The organism is Streptomyces sp. NPDC056628, assembly GCF_042792555.1.
In the GTDB taxonomy this organism is placed as follows: domain Bacteria; phylum Actinomycetota; class Actinomycetes; order Streptomycetales; family Streptomycetaceae; genus Streptomyces.
This window is the reverse complement of the sequence record NZ_JBHTWG010000011.1, coordinates 47,730-68,312: the sequence shown is the minus strand read 5'-3', so window position 1 is coordinate 68,312 and position 20,583 is coordinate 47,730. Positions and strand designations below refer to the sequence as shown.

The following is a 20,583-nucleotide window of genomic DNA, read 5'->3' as shown; positions in this document are numbered from 1 at the left end:
CGCAGTCGAAGGAGACCGATGGTGCAAGCCGTGCAGGACGCCGCAGTCGTCGTCACCGGGGCCGGAGGGGGCATCGGGGCCGCGCTGGCCCGGCGGTTCGCGGCCGCCGGGGCCCGGGTCGCCGTCAACGACCTGGACGCCGCGAAGGCGCGGACGGTCGCGGAGGAGATCGGCGGCCTCGCCGTCCCCGGCGACGCCTCCTCGATCCTCCCCGAGGCCCGCGAGGCGCTCGGCGGCACGATCGACGTCTGGTGCGCGAACGCGGGCGTCGCCTTCGCCGGGGACGAGCCCGGCGCACCCCTCGACGAGCAGACGTGGGCGACGTCCTGGGACGTCAACGTCATGGCGCACGTACGGGCCGCCCAGGCCCTGCTGCCCGACTGGCTGGAACGCGGCAGCGGGCGCTTCGTCTCCACCGTCTCCGCCGCCGGGCTGCTCACCATGATCGGCGCCGCGCCCTACGCCGTCACCAAGCACGGCGCCCTCGCCTTCGCCGAGTACCTGTCGCTGACGTACCGGCACCGCGGCATCAAGGTCCACGCCATCTGCCCGCAGGGCGTGCGCACCGACATGCTGGACGCCACCGGCAGCGCCGGCGACCTGGTGCTCAAGCCCACCGCCATCGCCCCCGAGGACGTGGCGGACGCCCTGTTCAAGGGCATGGAGGAGGACCGCTTCCTGATCCTGCCGCACCCCGAGGTCGCCGGCTACTACGAGACGCGGGCGGCCGCCCCCGACCGCTGGCTCGCCGGGATGAACCACCTCCAGCAGCGCTGGGAGGAGACCCGATGACCGGCTCGCGCTACGCCGCCATGCCCTGGCTGGCCCAGCTCAGCGACGCCCAGCGCGCCCCCGTCGCGCCGGACGACTCCCTCGTGCACGCCCTGCGCCGGGCCGCCGCGGAGACCCCCGACCGGGTCTGCCTCGCCTACTTCGACGCTCGTCTGACGTACCGACAGGTCGACGAGCTCAGCGACTCGGTCGCAGGACACCTCGCCGCCCGCGGCCTGGAGCGCGGCGACCGGGTGGCGATCCTGCTCCAGAACTCCCCGCACTTCGTGCTCGCCCTGCTCGGCGCCTGGAAGGCGGGCGCGATCGTCGCCCCCGTCAACCCGATGTACAAGTCGGGCGAGGTCGGCCACGTCCTCGAGGACGGCGAGGTCGCCGCCCTCGTCTGCTCCGGCCGGGCCTGGGAGACGTATCTGCGCGACACGGCGGCCGGCTCGCCGGTGCGGATCGTGCTCACCGCCTGCGAGGCGGACCTCCAGACCCGCGACGACCCCCGGGTGACCGGCCTCGACCGCCTTCCCACGCCCGCCGGCACCGACGACCTGACGGCCGTGGCCCGCGCCGGGCATCCCGCGCCCGAGGGCCGCGACCCGGACCCGTCGGACATCGCGCTGATCAGCTACACCTCGGGCACCAGCGGCGTCCCGAAGGGCGCCACCAACACGCATCGCAACATCCTGTACAACGCCGAGCGGCAGCGGACCGGCCTCGAACTGCCCGACCCACCCGTCTACTTCGGGCTCGCGCCGCTGTTCCACATCACCGGCATGGTCTGCCAGCTCGGCGCCTGCGTGGTCAGCGCGGGCACCCTCGTCCTCGCGTACCGCTTCGAGGCGGGCGTCGTCCTCGACGCGTTCGCGGAACACCGGCCGCACTACACCGTCGGCCCCTCCACGGCCTTCATGGCGCTGGCCGCCCACCCGGACGTCACCCGCGACCACTTCGCCTCGTTCCACATGATCTCCTCCGGCGGCGCCCCGCTGCCGCCGGCCCTGGTGGAGAGGTTCCGGGCCGCCCTCGGTCCGTACATCCGCAACGGCTACGGCCTCACCGAGTGCACCGCCCCCTGCGCCTCCGTGCCGCCCGGCCTGGAGGCCCCCGTCGACCCGGCCTCCGGGACGCTCGCCGTGGGCCTGCCGGGCCCCGAGACGGTCGTCCGGATCGTCGACGACCGGGGCGAGGAGGTGCCCTTCGGCGAGCAGGGCGAGATCGTCGTCCGTGGGCCGCAGGTGGTCCCCGGATACTGGCGGCGGCCCGAGGCCACCGCGGAGACCTTCCCGGACGGCGAACTGCGCACCGGGGACATCGGGTTCATGGACGCCGACGGCTGGCTGTACGTCGTCGACCGCAAGAAGGACATGATCAACGCGTCCGGCTTCAAGGTCTGGCCGCGCGAGGTCGAGGACGTCCTGCACACCCACCCCGCCGTCCGGGAGGCCGCCGTGGTCGGGGTGCCCGACGGCTACCGCGGTGAGACCGTCAAGGCGTACATCAGCCTCCGTCCGGGTGCCGAGACCGACCCCGGCGAACTCGTCGCGCACTGCAAGGAGAGACTGGCCGCCTACAAATATCCACGTCAGGTGGAGATCCTGCCCGACTTGCCCAAGACGGCAAGTGGGAAGATCCTCCGTCGGGAACTTCGTTCCCGTACGAACGACGGATAGACAGCAAGCGGACATCTCGGAAGGGCAGGTGGCGGCACAGTGGCCAGAACGACGGACGGTGACGGTACGCCCGTCCCGCAGCGGCTGCTCGCCGCCGCCACCCGGCTCTTCGCGGAGCAGGGCTACGACCGCACCTCGGTGCAGGAGATCGTGGAGGCGGCCGGCGTCACCAAGGGCGCGCTCTACCACTACTTCGGCTCCAAGGACGACCTCCTGCACGAGGTGTACGCGCGGGTCCTGCGCGTGCAGCAGGAGCGCCTGGACGCCTTCGCGGACGCCGACGAGCCCGTCGAGAAGCGGCTGCGCGGGGCCGCCGCCGACGTGGTCGTGACGACCATCGAGAACCTCGACGACGCGTCGATCTTCTTCCGCTCGATGCACCACCTGAGCCCCGATAAGAACAAACTGGTGCGCGCCGAGCGCCGGCGTTACCACGAACGCTTCCGCGCGCTCGTCGAGGAGGGGCAGCGCACCGGCGTCTTCTCGACGGCGACCCCGGCCGACCTCGTGGTCGACTACCACTTCGGCTCGGTCCACCACCTGTCCACGTGGTACCGGCCCGACGGCCCGCTCAGCCCGCAGGAGGTCGCCGACCACCTCGCCGACCTGCTGCTGCGCGCCCTGCGCCCCTGAGGGCGTGCGGGGGCCCGGGCCCCCGCACGCGCCCCGCTACAGGTACTTCTTCAGTTCCCGCCGGGCCAGCGACCGCTGGTGCACCTCGTCCGGCCCGTCGGCGATCATCAGCGTCCGCGCCGAGGCGTACAGCTCCGCGAGCGGGAAGTCCTGGCTGACGCCGCCCGCGCCGTACAGCTGGATCGCCCGGTCGATGATGCCGACGACCGCACGCGGTGTCGCGATCTTGATGGCCTGGATCTCGGCGTGGGCCCCCTTGTTGCCGACGGTGTCCATCAGCCAGGCCGTCTTCAGCACCAGCAGCCGCAGCTGCTCGACGGTCACCCGGGCGTCGGCGATCCAGTTGTGCACCACACCCTGCTGGGCGAGCGCCTTGCCGAACGCCTGACGCGACACCGCGCGCCGGCACATCAGCTCGATCGCCCGCTCGGCCATGCCGATCAGCCGCATGCAGTGGTGGATACGGCCGGGGCCGAGCCGTGCCTGGGCGATGGCGAAGCCGCCGCCCTCCTCACCGATGAGGTTGCCCACGGGCACGCGCGCCTGGTCGAAGACGACCTCGGCGTGGCCGCCGTGGGAGTGGTCCTCGTAGCCGAACACCCGCATGGCACGCCGGATCGTGACGCCCGGGGTGTCCCGGGGGACCAGGACCATGGACTGCTGGCGGCGGATGTCCGCGCCGTCCGGGTCCGTCTTGCCCATCACGATGAAGATCGCGCAGTCGGGGTTCATCGCGCCGGAGATGTACCACTTGCGGCCGGTGATGACGTACTCGTCGCCGTCCCGCTCGATCCGGGTGGTGATGTTCGTGGCGTCGGAGGACGCCACCTCCGGCTCGGTCATCGCGAACGCCGAGCGGATCTCGCCCGCCAGCAGCGGCTCCAGCCACTGCTTCTTCTGCCGCTCGTCGCCGAACTGGGCCAGCACCTCCATGTTCCCGGTGTCCGGCGCCGCGCAGTTCGTCGCGGTGGGCGCCAGGTGCGGGGAGCGGCCGGTGATCTCGGCGAGCGGCGCGTACTGCAGGTTGGTGAGACCGGCGCCGTACGCGGCGTCGGGCAGGAAGAGGTTCCACAGGCCCTGGCTGCGCGCCTCGGCCTTCAGCTCCTCCACCACGGCCGGGGTGTCCCACGGCGAGGCCAGCAGGGCGCGCTGCTCCTCGGCCACCGCCTCGGCCGGGTAGACGTGCTCGTCCATGAAGGCGAGCAGCCTGGCGCGGAGTTCCTCGGTACGCGCGTCGAACGCGAAGTCCATGTCCGTCAGCCTTCCTGGATGCCGTCGCGGAGCGTGGTCAGACCGTGCTGGATGAAGACCGGGACCAGGTCGCCGATGCGGTCGAAGCCGCGGCCGACCGTCTGGCCCAGCGTGTAGCGGTAGTGGATGCCCTCCAGGATCACGGCGAGCTTGAACCAGGCGAACGCCGTGTACCAGGACACCGCGGAGACGTCACGGCCCGACCGCTCGGCGTACCGCTGGATCAGCTCGGTGGGCGTGGGGTGGCCGGCCGCCTCGGCGGTCGTGGAGACCGGGGAGTCGGACGCCCCGAGCGGCATGCTGTACATCACCAGCAGGCCCAGGTCGGTGAGCGGGTCGCCGAGGGTGGACATCTCCCAGTCGAGGATGGCCTTGATCCGGTCGTCCGGGCCGATCAGGACGTTGTCCAGGCGGTAGTCGCCGTGGATCACGGTCGGCGCGGGCGAGTCCGGCAGCCGGCGGCCCAGCGTCGCGTGCAGCTCGTCGATCCCGGCCAGCTCGCGGTTGCGGGAGGCGTCCAGCTGCTTGCCCCAGCGGCGCAGCTGCCGGTCCAGGAAGCCCTCGGGGCGGCCGAAGTCCTCGAGGCCGACCGAGGCGGGGTCCACCGCGTGCAGTCCGACGAGGGTGTCCACCAGGGACAGCACCGCGTCCCGCGTGCGCTGCGCGCCGAGCGGGGCGAGCTGGCCCGCGGTGCGGTAGGGGATGCCCTCGACGAACTCCATCACGTAGAACGGCGCGCCGAGCACCTCCTCGTCCTCGCACAGCAGCAGCGGCCGGGGAACCGGCACGCTGGTCGGGTGCAGCGCGCTGATGACGCGGTGCTCGCGCTTCATGTCGTGCGCGGTGGCGAGGACGTGGCCCAGCGGCGGGCGGCGCACGACCCAGCGGGAGGTGCCGTCCGAGACGGTGTAGGTCAGGTTGGACCGTCCGCCCTCGATGAGCCGGCCGGTCAGCGGGCCCTGCGCCAGACCGGGCAGCTCGCGCTCGAGCAGGCCGTGCAGCCGGTCGAGATCGAGTCCGGGCGGATGGTCGGGGCTCATCAGTGCTCCTCGGGACGGGTGAACGTGACCCGACTTATGATGCCGACCAGTCGGTATGTAGTCCAGAGGGTCGCCCGAACGTGATCGGGCCCACGATACGGCGACAGCTCCCGGGCGAAGCGCCAGGGAGCTGTCCGGGGGTGCGTTCCGCCGGGCCCGGTGGGCTCAGTGGTCGTCCCAGTGCCCGTCGTGCGCCGCGTGCCGGTGCCCGTCGTGCAGATAGTCGACGTGGTCGCCGTGCGGGACGCTCTCGTGCCCGCAGCCCACGCCGTGCCGGTGGCTGTGGTCGTCGTGGGTGACGTGGTGCTCGCTGACGCACTCGTCCCAGTGGCCCGCGTGCTCGCGGTGCAGATGCCCGTCGTGCGCGTAGTCGGTGTGGTCGCCGTGCGGCACCGGGGTGTGTCCGCAGCCTGGGCCGTGGACATGCGTGTGGGCGGAGTGTTCGACATGCTGGGTGGTCATGGTGCTCACCTTCGGAAGGAGCGGAGTCCGACGGCGCCCAGGCTGCCACGCGAACGGTGCATATCAGGGTATTCCGCTTGCGCGGCGTCCTCCCGCCCCGGAGGGTCGGACCCATGAAGGCCATCAGCTACTCACGCTACGGCGGGCCCGACGTGCTCGCCTACGGGGAGGTCGACGACCCCCGGGTCGGTGTCGACTTCGTGCTCGTCAAGGTGCGGGCGGCGGCGGTGAACCCGGTGGACTGGAAGTGTCGCGAGGGTCACCTGGACCAGCTGATCGAGCCCGTCTTCCCGGTGGTGCCGGGCTGGGACGTGTGCGGGGTCGTCGTCCAGCCCGGACTGGCCGTCACGGAGTTCGCCGTCGGCGACGAGGTCATCGGCTACGTACGCCAGGACGTCCTCGAGCACGGCACCTTCGCCGAGTACGTCGCGGCGCCCGTGCGCACCCTCGCGCGCAAGCCCCGCAACCTCACCTGGGAGGAGGCGGCCGGGCTGCCCCTCGGGGGGCTGACCGCCTACCAGGCGCTCACGAGGACGCTCCAGGTCAGACGGGACGAGACCGTCCTCGTGCACGGCGCGTCCGGCGGGGTCGGCTCCCTCGCCGTCCAGCTCGCCCGGCACGCGGGCGCCCGGGTGATCGGCACGGCGAGCGCCCGCAACCACGACTTCGTGCGCGGACTCGGCGGCGAGCCGGTCGAGTACGGCGAGGGGCTGGCGGAGCGGGTGCGCGGTCTCGCGCCGGAAGGGGTGACCGCCGTTCTCGACACGGTCGGCGGCGACGCCCTGAAGGTCTCGGCCAACCTGCTGGCCCCGGAGGGGCGCCTGCTCTCGATCGCCGACCCGGACGTCGTCGCCTACGGCGGCCGCTACCACTTCACCCGCCCCGACCCCGAGGACCTGCTGCGGCTGTCCGAGCTGGCGGAGCAGGGCGTCGTGACGGTCCGCGTCGCGCGGACGCTCCCCCTGGAACAGGGGGCCGAGGCGCACCGCCTGAGCGAGGAGGGCGGGACACCCGGCAAGATCGTGGTGACCGTGGACGGGGAGACGGAGGACGCCACCCCGCCGGGGCTCCGGGAGAAGACGGACTGACCGGATCGCGGACCGGTTCAGAGGAGCAGTCCCGCCCCGCAGACCGCCAGGGCCACGGTGACCAGGGCCGCGGCCGTCGCGTGCCGGGGTGTCAGCGCCCGGGGTTCGGCCGACGCGGCCAGCAGCCGGATCCTGCGGTGGGCGAGCGCCAGGAACCCCAGCCACAGGACGCAGCACAGGGCGCAGACGACCGCACCGGTCACCGAGACCCCGCCCCGCAGCGCGCTCTTCGCGGCGAGGACGGCGGCCACCGTGGCGGCCAGCGTCGTCCGCCGCCACGCCAGACGCGTCCGCTCGGGCTGGAGCCCGGGGTCCCGTACCGGCCCGGCACTCACGTGTCCCACCCGACGAGCACCAGGAAGACCATCGCCACGGCCACCAGCGCGACGACGAGGCCGAGCAGCGCCGGGAACCGGGACACCGGAAGGTCCTCGCCGCGGCGCATCGCCCGCTCGCAGCGCACCCAGTGGTTGACGGCGCGCAGCGCGCACAGCACACCGGCCGCCAGCAGCGCGAGCGCGAGCCCGACGCGCCATCCCCAGCGCAGGTCGGGCAGGAACTGGTCCACCGCGAAGCCGCCGCCGACCAGCGCGAGCGCGGTCCGCAGCCAGGCGAGGAAGGTGCGCTCGTTGGCCAGCGAGAACCGGTAGTCGGGCGTGGCTCCCTCCCGCCGGATCTGCTCCGGCGCGAACCACAGCCGGACGTTGCGCACGATCTCGATCACACGCACGACCCTAACCGGGCACGGGCGGGAGGGCCCGGCCGGTGCCGCCCGCCGGTCAGCCGGCCGCCCGGTGCGCCCGCAGCCGCTCGTACGCCGCCGTTCCGTCCGGCACCCACGGCCACTCGGGGAGCCTTTGCTCCAGTTCCCCGTCGGTCAGGAAGCCGTGCCAGGCGACCTCCTCGGCCTGGGGCTCCACCGGCAGCGTGCAGCGCACCTCGTACACCGCCGACCACCAGGTCCGCCCGGCGCCGTCGTCGTAGAGGAACTTGAACAGGAACTCCGGCCGCGGCAGGCCGCTCACGCCGAGCTCCTCCTCGGCCTCGCGCAGCGCCGCGGCGTCGTACGTCTCGCCCGCGCCGACCACCCCGCCGACGAACATGTCGTAGTGCGAGGGGAAGACCAGCTTGGTGGGGGTGCGCCGGTGCACGAAGAGACGGCCCTCGGCGTCCCGGGCCTCGATGAAGACGCAGCGGTGCCGCAGCCCCCGGGCGTACGCCTCGCCGCGCGGGGCCTGCCCGACCACCCGGTCCTGCTCGTCGACGATGTCCAGGATCTCGTCAGCAGCGCTCATGGGGCCCATCCAAGCAGGAGGGGCCCCGGTGCGTGCGGGCGGCGAGTCAGCTCAGCGGAGCCGGGACCGCGGCCGTGGCGCGCTCGGCCTGCCGGGTGCCGCAGGGCATGGCCTGGTGGGTGCCGAGCAGGATGATGCCGACGACGATGCCCGCGAGGCCCGCGGACTCCCAGGCCAGCGCGCCCGGGTCGGTGCGCAGCCGGTCGCCGAGGAAGCCCACCCCGCACAGGATGCCCGCCAGCGGCTGGGCCGCGGTCAGCGCGGGCAGCGACATGCGCAGCGACGCCGTCTCGAAGGCGCTCTGGACGAGCACCAGCCCGGTCAGGCCGAGCGCGACGATGGCGTACGGCTGCCAGCTGGTCATGACCGCGGTGAGGCCGCCGTCCGCGAAGCGCTGCCCGGTCATCCGCGTCAGCGCGTCCTGCACGCCGTACAGGAGGCCGGCGGCCGTGGCGAGCAGGGCCGGGCCGGCGTTGAGCCGTGAGCGTCTGGCGTACCCCGTCAGCAGCAGGGCCGCCCCGACCATGACGCCGATGATCAGCCACTGCCGGAACGAGTCGCCCCCGGCCGAGCCGCCCTGGGGCTGCCCCGCCATGATGAACGCCGTCACCCCGCCCGCGAGGAGCGCGAGGCCCGCCCAGCCCTGGCGGCCCAGGGGCTGCTTGGTCTGGCGGCGCGAGAGCATCAGCGCGAAGAGCAGGTTCGTGGCCAGCAGCGGTTCGACCAGGGAGACCTCGCCCTGGCCCAGCGCCATCGCGCCGAGGGCCATGCCGACCACCATGAGACCGATGCCGCCGAGCCAGCGCGGGACCTTCATCAGGTCGAGCAGCAGCCGGGGGGAGAGGTAGTCGCTGAGCGGAGCCCGCTGGGCGACGTTCTGCTGGAGGACGAAACCGAAGCCCAGACACGATGCGGCGGCGACGGCGAGTATGAGGACCTGGAGCGACACGCTGCGTACCTCGATCATCCTGCCGGGGGAGGGGACGGGGTGCGTAAAGGCCGACTGTAGCGACCTCAGGCCCGGCATGCGCGTCCTACGAGTGTGCGGCACCGAGTACCCCGTCGCCATGACCTACGCCACACAGTCTCTACAATTCGTATCATTTCGGGCATCACCTGAGCAACAACTACCCCGTCGATCACGGAAGTTGACGCGTGTAGCACCCCTGGCGGCCCTTGACGAAGACCCTTGGCGGGGGGTTTGCTGTGCGTGACCACCTGATGACAGCCCACGATGTGCTCCCAGGACCCAGAACCGGTGTCCCCACCCCCACCCCCTCTCGGTCGCGGCCGCAAGCGCGGCGGCCACCCCTTCGACGCGGCACTGGACGACGCCGAGCTCACCGCCGCCCGCACCGCCCTCTCCCAAGGGCGCTGGCAGACGGTCCGCTCCCTGCTCGCCCGTACGGGCGACGACTGGGACCGCAGAGGGCACCGCGTCACCGTCCTCGCCGCGGAGCCGCACTGCGCCGCCTGGACCCGCGACTGGCTGCTCGCCGAGCCCGACTCGGGCGACGCCACCGTCCTGCTCGCCCTGGCCCAGGTGCGGCTCGCCCTGCGCGGCAAGGAGAAGCCGCTCCGCGCCCGTGACGCCTGCCACCGGGCCGCCGCGCTCCTGCCCGCCGACCCCACCCCCTGGCTGGGCCTGCTCATGCTGGAGAGCGCTCTCGGCGCCGAGCCGGAGATGTGGCACTGCTTCGCCGAGGTGCGCGCCCGGTACACCGACCACCACCACGCCCACCACCTGGTGGTCGCCCGGCTCGCGGAACAGCGCTCCGCGGCCGGCGCCGACCCGATGCACGAGGTGTACGACTTCGCCCTGGACGTCGCGCAGCGGGCCCCCGCCGACTCGCCGCTCGCCGTCCTGCCGGTCGTCGCCCACACCGAGCGCTACCGCGTCCTCGCGGCGGCGGGGCACGAACCCCGGGACGCGGCCGCCTCCGGGCACTGGACCGGCCGCCGGGCCCGCCAGGTGATGCGCTCCGCCTTCGACTGGTGGCTGGAGTGGGAGCAGGAGGGGCACCCCCGCCGGCTGATCGACCTGAACTTCCTCGCCCACGCCAAGGTCTGCGAGGGCCGGGGCGCCGAGGCCGCCGCACTGTTCCACCGCATCGGCGACCACGCCACCCCGTCACCGTGGTCCTACCCGGACCGCGACCCGTACTCCGCTTTCCGCGCCGCCCGCGACACCGCGCTCGGCACGGCCTGAGAGCGGCGGACCCTCAGGACACCCCCAGCGCCACCCGACCCGACGAAGGACGGACATTCGATGACGACGGGCAGTTCCAGCATCAGCAGCGCCACCGCCGGCGACGGCGGGATCAATACGTTCAAGGGGCAGGACCGCGCCCTGCGCGCCGACCGGCTGGGCACCGCGGGCCTGCTGCTGTCCGTGCTCGCGGCGACCGCGCCCCTCATGGTCGTCGCGGGTGTCATGCCCACGACCTTCGGGGTGATGGGCGTGGTCGGGCAGCCGCTGCTGTTCGTGATCCTCGGCCTCGTCCTCGCCCTCTTCAGCGTCGGCTACGCCGAGATGAGCCGGCACGTCCACAACGCGGGCGCCTTCTACGCCTACATCTCCCGCGGCCTCGGCGGCACGGCCGGCGCCGGCGCCGCGATGGTCGCGCTCGTCGCCTACAACGCCCTCCAGGTCGGCATCTACGGCATCTTCGGCTTCGAGGTCTCCGGGCTGTTCGCCACCTACCTCGACCTGGAGATCGCCTGGTGGATACCGGCCCTGCTCGCGGCACTCGCCGTCGGCGCGCTCGGCTGGCTGAAGATCGACCTGAACGCGCGCGTGCTCGGCGTCCTGCTGGTCATCGAGGTCGTCCTCGTCGTGATCTTCGACGTCGCCGCGATCTCCGGTCCCGCGAAGGAGGGGCTGTCGCTGCACGCCTTCAACCCCGACACCCTCACCGGCGCGGGCATCGGCACCGCCCTGTGCTTCTGCGTCGCCGCCTTCCTCGGCTTCGAACAGGCACCCGTCTACGCCGAGGAGACCAGCCGCCCGCACGTCCTCGTGCCCCGCGTGATGTTCCTGGCCATCGGCGGTATCGCGGTGTTCTACACGATCAGCTGCTGGGCGTACACCGTCGCCACCGGGCCCTCCGCCGTCGTCGGCACCGCCCAGGAGCAGAGCGCCGGCATGCTCTTCTTCCTCACCGAGGACCTCCTCGGCGCGACCTTCACCGACGTCCTGCACGTGCTGTTCGTGACCGGCATGTTCGCGGCCATGCTCAGCTTCCACAACGTCGTCGCCCGCTACGCCTTCGCCATGGGCCGCGAGGGCCTGCTGCCCGCCGCCTTCGGCCGCACCAGCGGCGTCAGCGGCGCCCCCAGCACCGGCTCGCTCCTGCAGACCGGCGTCTCGCTGGTCGCCGTCGCCGCCTTCGCGCTCACCGACGACAAGCCGGCCGGCGACCCCACCGCACCCGTCCTGCACCTGTTCACCTGGATGGGCAGCCTCGGCGCGCTGGGCGTCACCGCCCTGATGGCCGCCGCCTCGGTCTCCGTGATCGCCTTCTTCGTCCGGCGCGGTGCCGCCGCGGCCCAGTTCTGGCGGCTCGCCGCCTCCGCGCTGTCCGTCCTGGCACTGCTCTTCATCGTCGTCTACACGGTCAAGGACTTCGACGTCCTGATCGGCGCCGGCCCGGGCTCCGCCCTGAGCTGGGTCCTGCCCTCGGTCATCGCCCTCGCCCTGGCCGCCGGGGTCGTCCAGGGTCTGCTGCTGCGCTCGCGCGCCCCGGAACGGCACGCGCGCCTCGGCCTAGGCAACGAGGCGTTCCAGCTCGACAAGGCCGCCGAGGAGACCTCGTGATCCGGCGCTCCGGCACCCGACAGATGACGGAAGTCTGACGAACACCCGCGATCCCTGGCTCCGCCCGGGCCGCGGGTGTTCGAATGAGGGGGTGAACCCCGAACAGCCCGGCGCCCCCGAGGCGGAGGGCGAGGAGCAGGGCAGGCCCGTCGGCCGCCGCGTCCTCCTCGGCACCCTCGGTCTCGGCGTCCTCGGCGTGGTCACCGCGCCCACTCTGCAACGCGGCCTGGAGTCCTTCCTCGCCGGAGCGTCCGACAAGGACCCCACCGGCCTGGCCGACCTGCTGCCCAACGGCGGCGGCTTCCGCTACTACTCGGTCACCTCCTCCGTCCCCCGGAAGAGCGCCACCGCCTACCGCCTGACTGTGGACGGCCTCGTCGACCGTCCACACTCCTACACGCTGGCCGATCTCCGAGCCCTCCCGCAGACCCGGCTCGTCCGCGACGTCCAGTGCGTCACCGGCTGGCGGGTCCCCGGTACCCCCTTCGAAGGCGTACGGCTGTCCCGGCTGCTCGACGCGGCCGGCATGCGCCCCGGCGCGGGCGCCGTGCGCTTCACCTGCTTCGACGGCGCCTACTCCGAGAGCCTCACCCTCGACCAGGCCCGCCGCTCCGACGTCATGGTCGCCCTGCGCATGCGGGACGAGGACCTCGGCCACGCCCACGGCGGCCCCGCGCGCCTCTACGTCGCCCCCATGTACTTCTACAAGTCCGCCAAGTGGCTCTCCGGCATCACCGTCACCCGGGACGTGCGGCCGGGCTACTGGGAGGAACGGGGCTACGACGTCGACGCCTGGGTCGGCCGCTCGAACGGACGTGACGATGCCCCCACGAGTTGACGCGCGCCGCCCGGCCACGGAGGTCCGCCGCTTCACCCCGGCCGCCCGCCGGGTGCACCGCGCCACCGCCGCGCTGATGGGGGTGTGCGTGGTCACGGCGGCCTGCCTCTACATCCCGCAGTTCGCCGAGCTGGTGGGCCGCCGCGAACTCGTGGTCCGCGTCCACGAGTGGGCCGGCCTCGCCCTGCCCGTGCCCGCCCTGGCCGGACTGGTCTCCCGCGCCTTCCGCCGCGACCTGGGACTCCTCAACCGCTTCGGCCCGCACGACCGGATCTGGCTGCGGGCCGTCCTGCGCCGCGACCGGCGCCCCGGCTCCCGCCCGGCGGGCAAGTTCAACGCCGGGCAGAAGATCTACGCCTCCTGGCTCGCCGGGGCGACGCTGGTGATGCTCGGCACCGGCCTGCTGATGTGGTTCACCCACCTCACCCCCCTGCGCTGGCGCACCAGCGCCACCTTCGTGCACGACTGGCTCGCGCTCACCCTCGGCGTCGTCGTCGCCGGTCACATCGGCATGGCCCTGGCCGACCCGGAATCCCGCCACGGCCTGCGCACCGGCACTGTCAGCCGCGAGTGGGCCGACCGGGAGCACTCGGCGTGGCGCCCGTGACCTGCTCCAGCCCTCCCTGTGGCGCCCCTGGCCGAGCGAACGACATGAGCCCGGCCGGCACCTCGGCCGAGGGCGCCTGCACGTCCTGACCGCCGCCGGTGTCCTGTTCGGGTGCCGGGTCGGGGACCACGTCCGGCGGGGCGACCGTGAAGGCCTGTGGCAGGCGCACCTCGTCGCCGCCGTACCGGAGGGACACGTCCACCGGTCCCGGCCCGAGCGCCGGGACCACGACGGACAGGACGACCGTGTCGCCGGAGCGCGGTCCCAGCAGGGGGACGCCCGGCACCTGCCGGCCCCCGACCGTCACCGTCGCGGCCCGCGGCAGTTCGGCGGGGTCGAAGTAGGTGTCCGCCAGCTCGATGCCGATCACCTCGGCGGGCCGCGCGGTGCCGTCGCCGCCCGTGTCCACGCCCGCGATCCGGTACCCGCACGCCGGGGTCCCGCCGGCCGGCGTCCGCAGCCGCACGGTCGCGCCGGGGCTGCGCCGGTGGAAGTCGAGCAGCCCGCCCAGCACCGCGTAGGCGGCACGCCCCTTGCAGGACCGCACCTCGCCGGCCAGGGCCGCGTGGTCCCGGTCCGCCTGCTCCCAGTCGCCGCCCTCGCCCTGCACGGCCAGACAGGCCGACGACAGGGCCCGCAGCAGCGTCCACTCGTCGCCGTCCGCCGCCTCGGGCACACCGTCCAGCGCGGTCCCGCACGCGCCGGGGTCCCGGAGCCGGTCGTACACGCTCGCCGGGTCGGCCGTGCCGTCGAGGTCCGGTGAGCCGGGACCGGGCGGCAGCCAGGCGGGTGCCACGAAGTGGTCGCGGCTCTCCGAGGGCGCGGGGCTCGCGGACCGGCGCGGCGGGGCGCCGTCCGCGACGGCACCGGGCGCGCCGGTGACCGCGGGCGCGCCGATGTGCCCGTCCGGGCGCTGACGAGTGGAGGGGGAGGGCGAGGCCGTCACCGGCCCGGTGGAGGGCCCGGCGGTCACCGCCGGGCCGCCGCCCCCGCCGTCCGCGCGGTCGCCGCCCTCCAGGCCGGTGAAGGCGGCGGCGGCCACCGCCACCGCGCCGACGAACAGCAGCCCCGAGATGCGCATCCCGAGGGAAACCGCCATGAGACCCCCCGACGTCCGTGCCCCCGACGGTCGCGGCGGCCTCCGGGGGATCACCACATCATCGGGCCCCGCGCGCTCCTGGGGAAGGCGTGAGGACATCGACAGGGCGCCGACAGGGAACCTTCCGGGCATCCGGGACAAGATGACGGGAGGACCGGCGGAACCGGGCCGCTCGCCGGAGCTCCGCTCACAGCACGCGCTGTACGTCGACGGGGGGCCGGGTCGGCTCGGTCTCGAGGCGGCAGGGGCCGAGTCCGCCGACCTGGACGCCGTACGGGCCCCAGTCGGCGCACCTGCCCTGGGTGAGCGTCTTCAGCGCGCCCTTGGTGGCGGCGTAGGGCGCGATGCCCGGCCGGACGACGTCGCTCCGCGGCGAGCAGATGTCGACGACCTTGCCGTGGCCGCGTTCCGTCATCCGCCGGGCGGCCGCCCGGCCCACCAGGAACGCGCCGGTGAGGGTGGTGTCCAGGATGTGCAGCGGGCCCACCCGCTCCTCGACGTCCGCGATGCCCGCCGCCACCGACGGGCCGTCGGTCACGTCGCACACGGCCGTACGGACGTCCCCGGGCAGTTCCTTGGCGGCCTGCGCGAGGCGTTCGCCGACCGTCCGTCGAGGACGACCGTGCAGCCGGCCCCGGCCAGGCCACGGGCGAGCGCGCGTCCGATGGCCCGGCTGGAACCGGTGACCAGGGCCGCGCGCCCGGAGATGTCGAAGAGCGGGTGGGCCGCCGTCGCCGTACCCCTACAACACCAGGGACAGCAGCAGGACCGTGCCGCCGGCGACCACGGAGATGATCGTCTCCATGACGGACCAGGTCTTGATGGTCTGCCCGACGTTCAGCCCGAAGTACTCCTTCACCAGCCAGAACCCGGCGTCGTTGACATGGCTGAAGAACAGCGAGCCGGCACCGATGGCCAGGACGAGCAGGGCCGTGTGCGTGGTCGACATGTCGGCCGCGAGCGGGGCGACCAGACCGGCCGCGGAGACGGTGGCCACGGTCGCCGAGCCCGTCGCCAGCCGGATCGCCACCGCGATCAGCCAGGCCAGCAGCAGCGCGGGGATCGACCAGTCCTTGGAGATGTCCAGGACCATCTGGCCCACGCCGGTGTCGATCAGCGTCTGCTTGAAGCCGCCGCCGGCGCCGACGATCAGCAGGATGCCCGCGATCGGCGCGAGGCCCTTCTCGACGAGCGGGGAGACGCGTTCCTTGCCGAACCCGGCCGGCCGCAGCAGCGTGAAGATGCCGACGAGCACGGAGGCGAGCAGGGCGATCAGCGGCGAGCCGACGACGTCGAAGACCCGCTGGACGGTGTTCTCCGGGTCGTCCACGACGATGTCGACCAGCGCCTTGGACAGCATCAGGACGACCGGCAGCAGGATCGTCGCCAGGGTGGCGCCGAAGCCGGGACGCTTCTTCAGCACCTCCGAGGCGCGCTGCGGGATCATCCGCTCCGGCGCCGGGACGTCCACCCAGCGCGCGGCGTACTTCGAGAACACCGGGCCGGCGATGATCACCGTCGGTATCGCGACGAGGACGCCGAGCGCCAGGGTGACGCCCAGGTTGGCGCCGACCGCGTCGATCGCGACCAGCGGGCCGGGGTGCGGCGGGACCAGACCGTGCATCACGGACAGACCGGCCAGCGCCGGGATGCCGACGCGCATGAGCGAGTAGTTGCCGCGCTTGGCGACCATCAGCACGACCGGGATCAGCAGGACGACGCCGACCTCGAAGAAGAGCGGCAGTCCGATCACGGAGGCGATCAGCACCATCGCCCACGGCATCGAGCGGCCGCCCGCCTTGGCGAGGATGGTGTCGACGATCTGGTCGGCGCCGCCGGAGTCGGCGAGCATCTTGCCGAGGATGGCGCCCAGGGCGATCAGTACGCCGACGCCCGCGACCGTGGAACCGAGGCCGGTGGTGAAGCTGGCGATGACCTTGTCCAGCGGTGCGCCGGCGATCGCGCCGAGCACCAGCGACCCGAGGGTCAGGGACAGGAAGGCGTGGAGCTTGAACTTGGTGATGAGCAGCACGATGACGGCGATGCCCACCAGGACGGCGACACCGAGCTGAGCGTGTCCCGCCGAGGTGATGGGCTCGACGGGGTCCGCTGCCAGCATCTCGACGCTGAGTCTGGTCACGGGTGTTTCCCTTGCAGGTACGGGGGTGGGGAGGGGGGTTACACGGTCGGCTCGGGGAGCGCCGTCAGGGCCGTGACGGCGCGTTCGGTGATCTCCTCGGGGCTGCCGGCCACGTCCACGGCGACGCCCGCCTCGTCCTCCTGGAGCGGCTGGAGGGCGGCGAACTGGGAATCGAGCAGCGCGGTCGGCATGAAGTGCCCCTGCCGGTGGGACATCCGGTCCTCGATCACCGCGCGGTCACCCGCGAGGTGCACGAACACGACGTCCGGCGCGGCGGCCCGCAACCGGTCGCGGTACGAGCGCTTCAGCGCGGAGCAGCTGACCACTCCGCCGAGCCCGGCCCGGCGGTGCGCCCAGGCGCCGATGGCGTCGAGCCACGGCCACCTGTCGTCGTCGTCGAGCGGGGTGCCGGCCGACATCTTGGCGATGTTGGCCTCGGAGTGGAAGTCGTCGCCCTCGGCGTAGGGAACGCCGAGGCGGGCCGCGAGCAGGGGACCGATGGTGGTTTTCCCGGTGCCCGCGACGCCCATGACCACGACGACATGGGGGGTGTTCATCGCTGCCTCACTGTCTGTCCTCGTCGACACGTGATGTCGACGGACACTGAAACCCATTAGGTACGACGAATCAAGAGTCTGTGACATATAAGTCTGACTTTTTGTCCCGTGATCCGGCCCGTACGCTGAGTGCATGAGCACAACGGGCCGGGGGCTGCACGGCCGAGTACTGGACTCCCTCGGCCCCGCGATCACCGCGGGCGAGTACCCGCCGGGCAGCGTGCTGCGCACGGACGAACTCGCCCAGCGCTTCGACGTCTCACGCTCGGTGATGCGCGAGGCGGTCCGCGTCCTGGAGTCCATGCACCTGGTCGAGTCCCGCCGCCGCGTCGGTGTCACGGTCCGCCCCAAGGCCGAGTGGAACGTCTACGACCCCCAGGTCATCCGCTGGCGGCTGGCCGGTGCCGACCGCCCGCACCAGCTGCGTTCGCTCACCGTGCTGCGCTCCGCCGTGGAACCGGTGGCGGCGGGCCTGGCCGCCAAGCACGCCACGGCCGGGCAGTGCGCCGAACTCACCGAGTGCGCCCTCGGCATGGTCGCCCACTCACGCGGCCACCAGCTGGAGGGCTACCTCCTGCACGACATCGCCTTCCACCGCGTCATCCTCAACGCCTCGGGCAACGAGATGTTCGCCCGGCTCGGCGACGTCGTCGCCGAGGTCCTGGCCGGTCGCACCCATCACGAGGTCATGTTCGAGGACCCCGACCCGGCGGCGGTCACCCTGCACGTCCAGGTGGCCGAGGCGGTCCGCGCCGGCGACGCCGTCCGCGCCGAGCACCTCACCCGCGAGATCGCGGTCGGCGCCCTGCAGGAGCTCGACATCCTGGCCCCCTAGCTCAGGAACTCCCCGTCGACGTAGACCCAGGCGCCGTCCACCCGCTCGAACCGGCTGCGCTCGTGCAGCGATCCGCCGCGGAACGAGGCCCGGAAGGTCACCGTCCCCGTGGTGTGGAACGCCGAGCCGTCCGCCGTCCCGAGGATCTCCAGGCCCGTCCACCGCATCCCCGGATCCAGCTCCAGCCGGCCCGGCCGCGTCCGCGGATGCCAGGTGAGCAGCAGATACGGCACCTCGCCCCGGACGAACGCGCTGTACCGCGACCGCATCAGCGCCTCGGCGGTCGGCGCGGCCGCCGCCCCGGAGTGGAACCGCCCGCAGCACGCCTCGTAGGAACCGGGCAGCCCGCACGGGCACCCGTCCGAGGACCTGGGCATGGAGGTGGCACGGGCGGCACGTCGGGACATGGGCCCCATTGTGCCGGTGCCGGCCCGCGCGCGACGAACCCGCCCACAACGAGAACAGCCCCTCACCAGGAGGGGCTGTCCGATCTGTGTCCGAGGGGGGACTTGAACCCCCACGCCCGATAAAGGGCACTAGCACCTCAAGCTAGCGCGTCTGCCATTCCGCCACCCGGACAAGGTGTCTTTCGCGCGGGTCTCCCTCGCGGCGACAGAGAAAACACTACCAGGCTTTCGAAGGGCTCCCGATCACCCCCCGGAGCGGCGTGAACGGCGTGTGACGAGGTGCGCCCGGTCTTGGGCCGTGCCGGGCGGAGAGAGAGGATGAGGGGGACCCACCAGCAGTGACACCGCGGGAGGAAGCAGCGTGAGCGACACGGACACGACCAGGAGCGTCACCGGCGAGGACGAGGTCGTGGACCTCTGCCGCGAGCTGATCCGCATCGACACCAGCAACTACGGGGACCACTCGGGCCCCGGCGAGCGCGCGGCGGCCGAGTACGTCGCCGAGAAGCTCGCCGAGGTGGGCCTGGAGCCGAAGATCTTCGAGTCGCACCCGGGGCGCGCCTCCACCGTGGCGCGCATCGAGGGCGAGGATCCCTCCCGGCCCGCGCTGCTCATCCACGGCCACACCGACGTCGTCCCGGCCAACGCCGACGACTGGACCCACCATCCGTTCTCCGGCGAGATCGCCGACGGCTGTGTGTGGGGGCGCGGAGCCGTCGACATGAAGGACATGGACGCGATGACCCTCGCGGTCGTCCGCGACCGGCTGCGCAGCGGCCGCAAGCCCCCCCGGGACATCGTGCTCGCCTTCCTCGCCGACGAGGAGGCCGGCGGCACCTACGGCGCCCGGTTCCTCGTCGACAAGCACCCGGACCTCTTCGAGGGCGTCACGGAGGCCATCAGCGAGGTCGGCGGGTTCTCGTTCACGGTGAGCGAGGAGCGGCGGCTCTATCTGATCCAGACGGCCGAGAAGGGCATGCACTGGATGAAGCTGACCGTGGCCGGCACCGCCGGGCACGGCTCGATGATCCACCGGGACAACGCCATCACCGAGCTGTCGGAGGCCGTCGCGCGGCTCGGCCGGCACAAGTTCCCGGTCCGGGTCACCAAGACCACCCGCGCCTTCCTCGACGAGCTGGGCGACGCGCTCGGCACCGAGCTCGACCCCGAGAACATGGAGGGCACCCTCGCCAAGCTCGGCGGCATCGCCAAGCTCATCGGGGCCACCCTCGGCAACACGGCCAACCCGACCCAGCTGAACGCCGGCTACAAGGTCAACGTCATCCCCGGCGAGGCCACCGCGCACGTCGACGGCCGCTTCCTGCCCGGGTACGAGGAGGAGTTCCTGGCCGACCTCGACCGCATCCTCGGACCGAACGTGCGGCGCGAGGACGTGCACGCCGACAAGGCCGTCGAGACCGGCTTCGACGGGGCCCTCGTGGCCGCGATGCAGTCCGCGCTGGTCGCGGAGGACCCGGCGGCCAAGGCCATCCCGTACATGCTGTCCGGCGGCACCGACGCCAAGTCCTTCGACGACCTCGGCATCCGCGGCTTCGGGTTCGCCCCGCTGAAGCTCCCCCCGGAGCTGGACTTCGCGGGCATGTTCCACGGCGTCGACGAGCGCGTACCGGTCGACGGGCTGCGTTTCGGGGTGCGGGTGCTCGACCGGTTCATCGACGCGTCGTAATTCGACCTGGCGTACGGGATGTGATCTGGGCGGGTGAACACGCTCATAGGGTCGTATCTCTATTAACCGCTCCTCGTTACAGGTGTTGCGATCAGCAAGTGAGATCGCATTGCCAACAAGGAGGAACAATGATCAAGAAGGTCGTCGCTGCTGCGGCTGCCACCGGTGGGCTGGTTCTCGCGGGCGCGGGCCTGGCCGTTGCCGACTCCGGTGCCCAGGGTGCCGCCGTGCACTCCCCGGGCATCGTGTCCGGCAACGTGATTCAGGCTCCGATTCACGTCCCCGTGAACGTCTGCGGCAACACGGTCTCCGTGATCGGGCTGCTGAACCCCGCCTTCGGCAACACCTGCATCAACAAGTGACGTTGTGTCTCG

General features: G+C 72.7%; 22 protein-coding genes, 1 tRNA gene and 1 pseudogene. 11 read left to right on the top strand and 13 right to left on the bottom strand.

All coding sequences use genetic code 11. From position 1 onward, the window contains the following. Positions 1-18 precede the first annotated feature (18 nt). From ACFRAC_RS16545 to ACFRAC_RS16535, 3 genes are read left to right on the top strand one after another with little or no spacing between them, the layout of a single operon-like run. Positions 19-792 carry an SDR family oxidoreductase gene (locus ACFRAC_RS16545; RefSeq protein ID WP_382924591.1) on the top strand — a complete coding sequence of 258 codons (774 nt, stop codon included), beginning with the start codon at positions 19-21 and terminating at the stop codon, positions 790-792. Then, positions 789-2,453 carry a class I adenylate-forming enzyme family protein gene (locus tag ACFRAC_RS16540; RefSeq protein ID WP_382924590.1) on the top strand — a complete coding sequence of 555 codons (1,665 nt, stop codon included), beginning with the start codon at positions 789-791 and terminating at the stop codon, positions 2,451-2,453. The genes ACFRAC_RS16545 and ACFRAC_RS16540 overlap by 4 nt, the downstream gene beginning before the upstream one ends. A gap of 39 nt (positions 2,454-2,492) precedes the next feature. Next, a complete protein-coding gene (locus ACFRAC_RS16535) occupies positions 2,493-3,086 on the top strand; it encodes a TetR/AcrR family transcriptional regulator (protein ID WP_382924589.1) in 594 nt (197 codons plus the stop codon). A gap of 36 nt (positions 3,087-3,122) precedes the next feature. Here the strand turns inward: ACFRAC_RS16535 and ACFRAC_RS16530 are convergent, their stop codons facing one another. The 3 genes from ACFRAC_RS16530 to ACFRAC_RS16520 all read right to left on the bottom strand — a co-directional run bounded on the left by ACFRAC_RS16530 (position 3,123) and on the right by ACFRAC_RS16520 (position 5,839). After that, positions 3,123-4,337 carry an acyl-CoA dehydrogenase family protein gene (locus ACFRAC_RS16530; protein ID WP_382924588.1) on the bottom strand — a complete coding sequence of 405 codons (1,215 nt, stop codon included), beginning with the start codon at positions 4,335-4,337 and terminating at the stop codon, positions 3,123-3,125. 5 nt (positions 4,338-4,342) lie between these two features. After that, entirely contained in the window at positions 4,343-5,377 is a 1,035-nt protein-coding gene (locus tag ACFRAC_RS16525; protein ID WP_382924587.1) for a phosphotransferase family protein, read from the bottom strand. Between the two features lie 165 nt (positions 5,378-5,542). Beyond that, entirely contained in the window at positions 5,543-5,839 is a 297-nt protein-coding gene (locus ACFRAC_RS16520; RefSeq protein ID WP_382924586.1) for a hypothetical protein, read from the bottom strand. A gap of 113 nt (positions 5,840-5,952) precedes the next feature. Between ACFRAC_RS16520 and ACFRAC_RS16515 the strand changes: the two genes are divergently transcribed. After that, a complete protein-coding gene (locus ACFRAC_RS16515; RefSeq protein WP_382924585.1) occupies positions 5,953-6,927 on the top strand; it encodes an NADP-dependent oxidoreductase in 975 nt (324 codons plus the stop codon). Positions 6,928-6,944: 17 nt separating this feature from the next. Here the strand turns inward: ACFRAC_RS16515 and ACFRAC_RS16510 are convergent, their stop codons facing one another. The 4 genes from ACFRAC_RS16510 to ACFRAC_RS16495 are packed head-to-tail and all read right to left on the bottom strand — an operon-like array spanning position 6,945 to position 9,171. Then, the gene (locus ACFRAC_RS16510; RefSeq protein WP_382924584.1) at positions 6,945-7,262 is read right to left on the bottom strand and encodes a DUF202 domain-containing protein; all 318 of its coding nucleotides are present in this window, start codon (positions 7,260-7,262) and stop codon (positions 6,945-6,947) included. Beyond that, positions 7,259-7,651 (bottom strand): YidH family protein, encoded by a 393-nt coding sequence (locus ACFRAC_RS16505; RefSeq protein ID WP_382924583.1) that lies wholly within the window; start codon positions 7,649-7,651, stop codon positions 7,259-7,261. Before ACFRAC_RS16505 ends, ACFRAC_RS16510 begins: the two co-directional genes overlap by 4 nt. 55 nt (positions 7,652-7,706) lie before the next feature. Continuing rightward, entirely contained in the window at positions 7,707-8,222 is a 516-nt protein-coding gene (locus tag ACFRAC_RS16500) for an NUDIX domain-containing protein (RefSeq protein WP_382924582.1), read from the bottom strand. 46 nt (positions 8,223-8,268) lie between these two features. After that, on the bottom strand, positions 8,269-9,171 hold the full coding sequence (locus tag ACFRAC_RS16495) for a DMT family transporter (protein WP_382924689.1): 903 nt from the start codon (positions 9,169-9,171) through the stop codon (positions 8,269-8,271). A gap of 309 nt (positions 9,172-9,480) precedes the next feature. Here ACFRAC_RS16495 and ACFRAC_RS16490 point away from each other — a divergent pair, with 309 nt between their 5' ends. From ACFRAC_RS16490 to ACFRAC_RS16475, 4 genes are all read left to right on the top strand, one after another. Further along, complete coding sequence (locus ACFRAC_RS16490) at positions 9,481-10,431, top strand: hypothetical protein (protein ID WP_382924581.1); 951 nt, start codon at positions 9,481-9,483, stop codon at positions 10,429-10,431. Positions 10,432-10,491: 60 nt separating this feature from the next. After that, positions 10,492-12,039, top strand: coding sequence for an APC family permease (locus tag ACFRAC_RS16485; protein WP_382924580.1), 1,548 nt, complete (start codon positions 10,492-10,494; stop codon positions 12,037-12,039). A 91-nt stretch (positions 12,040-12,130) separates the two neighbouring features. After that, positions 12,131-12,877, top strand: a complete 747-nt coding sequence (locus ACFRAC_RS16480) for a molybdopterin-dependent oxidoreductase (protein ID WP_382924579.1) — start codon at positions 12,131-12,133, stop codon at positions 12,875-12,877. Further along, positions 12,861-13,484, top strand: coding sequence for a cytochrome b/b6 domain-containing protein (locus ACFRAC_RS16475; protein WP_382924578.1), 624 nt, complete (start codon positions 12,861-12,863; stop codon positions 13,482-13,484). The genes ACFRAC_RS16480 and ACFRAC_RS16475 overlap by 17 nt, the downstream gene beginning before the upstream one ends. On the opposite strand, the gene ACFRAC_RS16470 is transcribed toward ACFRAC_RS16475, so the two are convergent. From ACFRAC_RS16470 to ACFRAC_RS16455, 4 genes and pseudogenes are all read right to left on the bottom strand, one after another. Then, positions 13,438-14,583, bottom strand: coding sequence for a hypothetical protein (locus ACFRAC_RS16470; RefSeq protein ID WP_382924577.1), 1,146 nt, complete (start codon positions 14,581-14,583; stop codon positions 13,438-13,440). The genes ACFRAC_RS16475 and ACFRAC_RS16470 overlap by 47 nt on opposite strands. 208 nt (positions 14,584-14,791) lie before the next feature. Next, a pseudogene (locus tag ACFRAC_RS16465) lies at positions 14,792-15,291 on the bottom strand (SDR family NAD(P)-dependent oxidoreductase); the annotation flags it as partial. A 34-nt stretch (positions 15,292-15,325) separates the two neighbouring features. Further along, positions 15,326-16,723 carry a GntP family permease gene (locus ACFRAC_RS16460; protein WP_382924576.1) on the bottom strand — a complete coding sequence of 466 codons (1,398 nt, stop codon included), beginning with the start codon at positions 16,721-16,723 and terminating at the stop codon, positions 15,326-15,328. Between the two features lie 38 nt (positions 16,724-16,761). Next, positions 16,762-17,280, bottom strand: coding sequence for a gluconokinase (locus tag ACFRAC_RS16455; RefSeq protein ID WP_382924575.1), 519 nt, complete (start codon positions 17,278-17,280; stop codon positions 16,762-16,764). Between the two features lie 133 nt (positions 17,281-17,413). Between ACFRAC_RS16455 and ACFRAC_RS16450 the strand changes: the two genes are divergently transcribed. Further along, a complete protein-coding gene (locus ACFRAC_RS16450; protein WP_361339893.1) occupies positions 17,414-18,115 on the top strand; it encodes a FadR/GntR family transcriptional regulator in 702 nt (233 codons plus the stop codon). Here ACFRAC_RS16450 and ACFRAC_RS16445 read toward each other — a convergent pair. Both ACFRAC_RS16445 and ACFRAC_RS16440 read right to left on the bottom strand, forming a co-directional pair. Beyond that, complete coding sequence (locus ACFRAC_RS16445; protein ID WP_382924574.1) at positions 18,112-18,531, bottom strand: YchJ family protein; 420 nt, start codon at positions 18,529-18,531, stop codon at positions 18,112-18,114. The genes ACFRAC_RS16450 and ACFRAC_RS16445 overlap by 4 nt on opposite strands. 78 nt (positions 18,532-18,609) lie before the next feature. After that, positions 18,610-18,694 (bottom strand) — tRNA-Leu (locus ACFRAC_RS16440). A 189-nt stretch (positions 18,695-18,883) separates the two neighbouring features. Here ACFRAC_RS16440 and ACFRAC_RS16435 point away from each other — a divergent pair. Next, positions 18,884-20,209, top strand: a complete 1,326-nt coding sequence (locus tag ACFRAC_RS16435; RefSeq protein WP_382924573.1) for a M20/M25/M40 family metallo-hydrolase — start codon at positions 18,884-18,886, stop codon at positions 20,207-20,209. Between the two features lie 128 nt (positions 20,210-20,337). Next, entirely contained in the window at positions 20,338-20,571 is a 234-nt protein-coding gene (gene chpH / locus ACFRAC_RS16430) for a chaplin ChpH (RefSeq protein WP_382924572.1), read from the top strand. Positions 20,572-20,583 lie beyond the last annotated feature (12 nt).

Coding starts and splice junctions, on each gene's coding strand:
- ACFRAC_RS16545 (WP_382924591.1), top strand. CDS start 19: ATGGTGCAAGCCGTGCAGGACGCCGCAGTCGTCGTCACCGGGGCCGGA.
- ACFRAC_RS16540 (WP_382924590.1), top strand. CDS start 789: ATGACCGGCTCGCGCTACGCCGCCATGCCCTGGCTGGCCCAGCTCAGC.
- ACFRAC_RS16530 (WP_382924588.1), bottom strand. CDS start 4,337: ATGGACTTCGCGTTCGACGCGCGTACCGAGGAACTCCGCGCCAGGCTG.
- ACFRAC_RS16525 (WP_382924587.1), bottom strand. CDS start 5,377: ATGAGCCCCGACCATCCGCCCGGACTCGATCTCGACCGGCTGCACGGC.
- ACFRAC_RS16520 (WP_382924586.1), bottom strand. CDS start 5,839: ATGACCACCCAGCATGTCGAACACTCCGCCCACACGCATGTCCACGGC.
- ACFRAC_RS16515 (WP_382924585.1), top strand. CDS start 5,953: ATGAAGGCCATCAGCTACTCACGCTACGGCGGGCCCGACGTGCTCGCC.
- ACFRAC_RS16500 (WP_382924582.1), bottom strand. CDS start 8,222: ATGAGCGCTGCTGACGAGATCCTGGACATCGTCGACGAGCAGGACCGG.
- ACFRAC_RS16485 (WP_382924580.1), top strand. CDS start 10,492: ATGACGACGGGCAGTTCCAGCATCAGCAGCGCCACCGCCGGCGACGGC.
- ACFRAC_RS16475 (WP_382924578.1), top strand. CDS start 12,861: ATGCCCCCACGAGTTGACGCGCGCCGCCCGGCCACGGAGGTCCGCCGC.
- ACFRAC_RS16470 (WP_382924577.1), bottom strand. CDS start 14,583: ATGGCGGTTTCCCTCGGGATGCGCATCTCGGGGCTGCTGTTCGTCGGC.
- ACFRAC_RS16455 (WP_382924575.1), bottom strand. CDS start 17,280: ATGAACACCCCCCATGTCGTCGTGGTCATGGGCGTCGCGGGCACCGGG.
- ACFRAC_RS16450 (WP_361339893.1), top strand. CDS start 17,414: ATGAGCACAACGGGCCGGGGGCTGCACGGCCGAGTACTGGACTCCCTC.
- ACFRAC_RS16445 (WP_382924574.1), bottom strand. CDS start 18,531: ATGGGGCCCATGTCCCGACGTGCCGCCCGTGCCACCTCCATGCCCAGG.
- chpH (WP_382924572.1), top strand. CDS start 20,338: ATGATCAAGAAGGTCGTCGCTGCTGCGGCTGCCACCGGTGGGCTGGTT.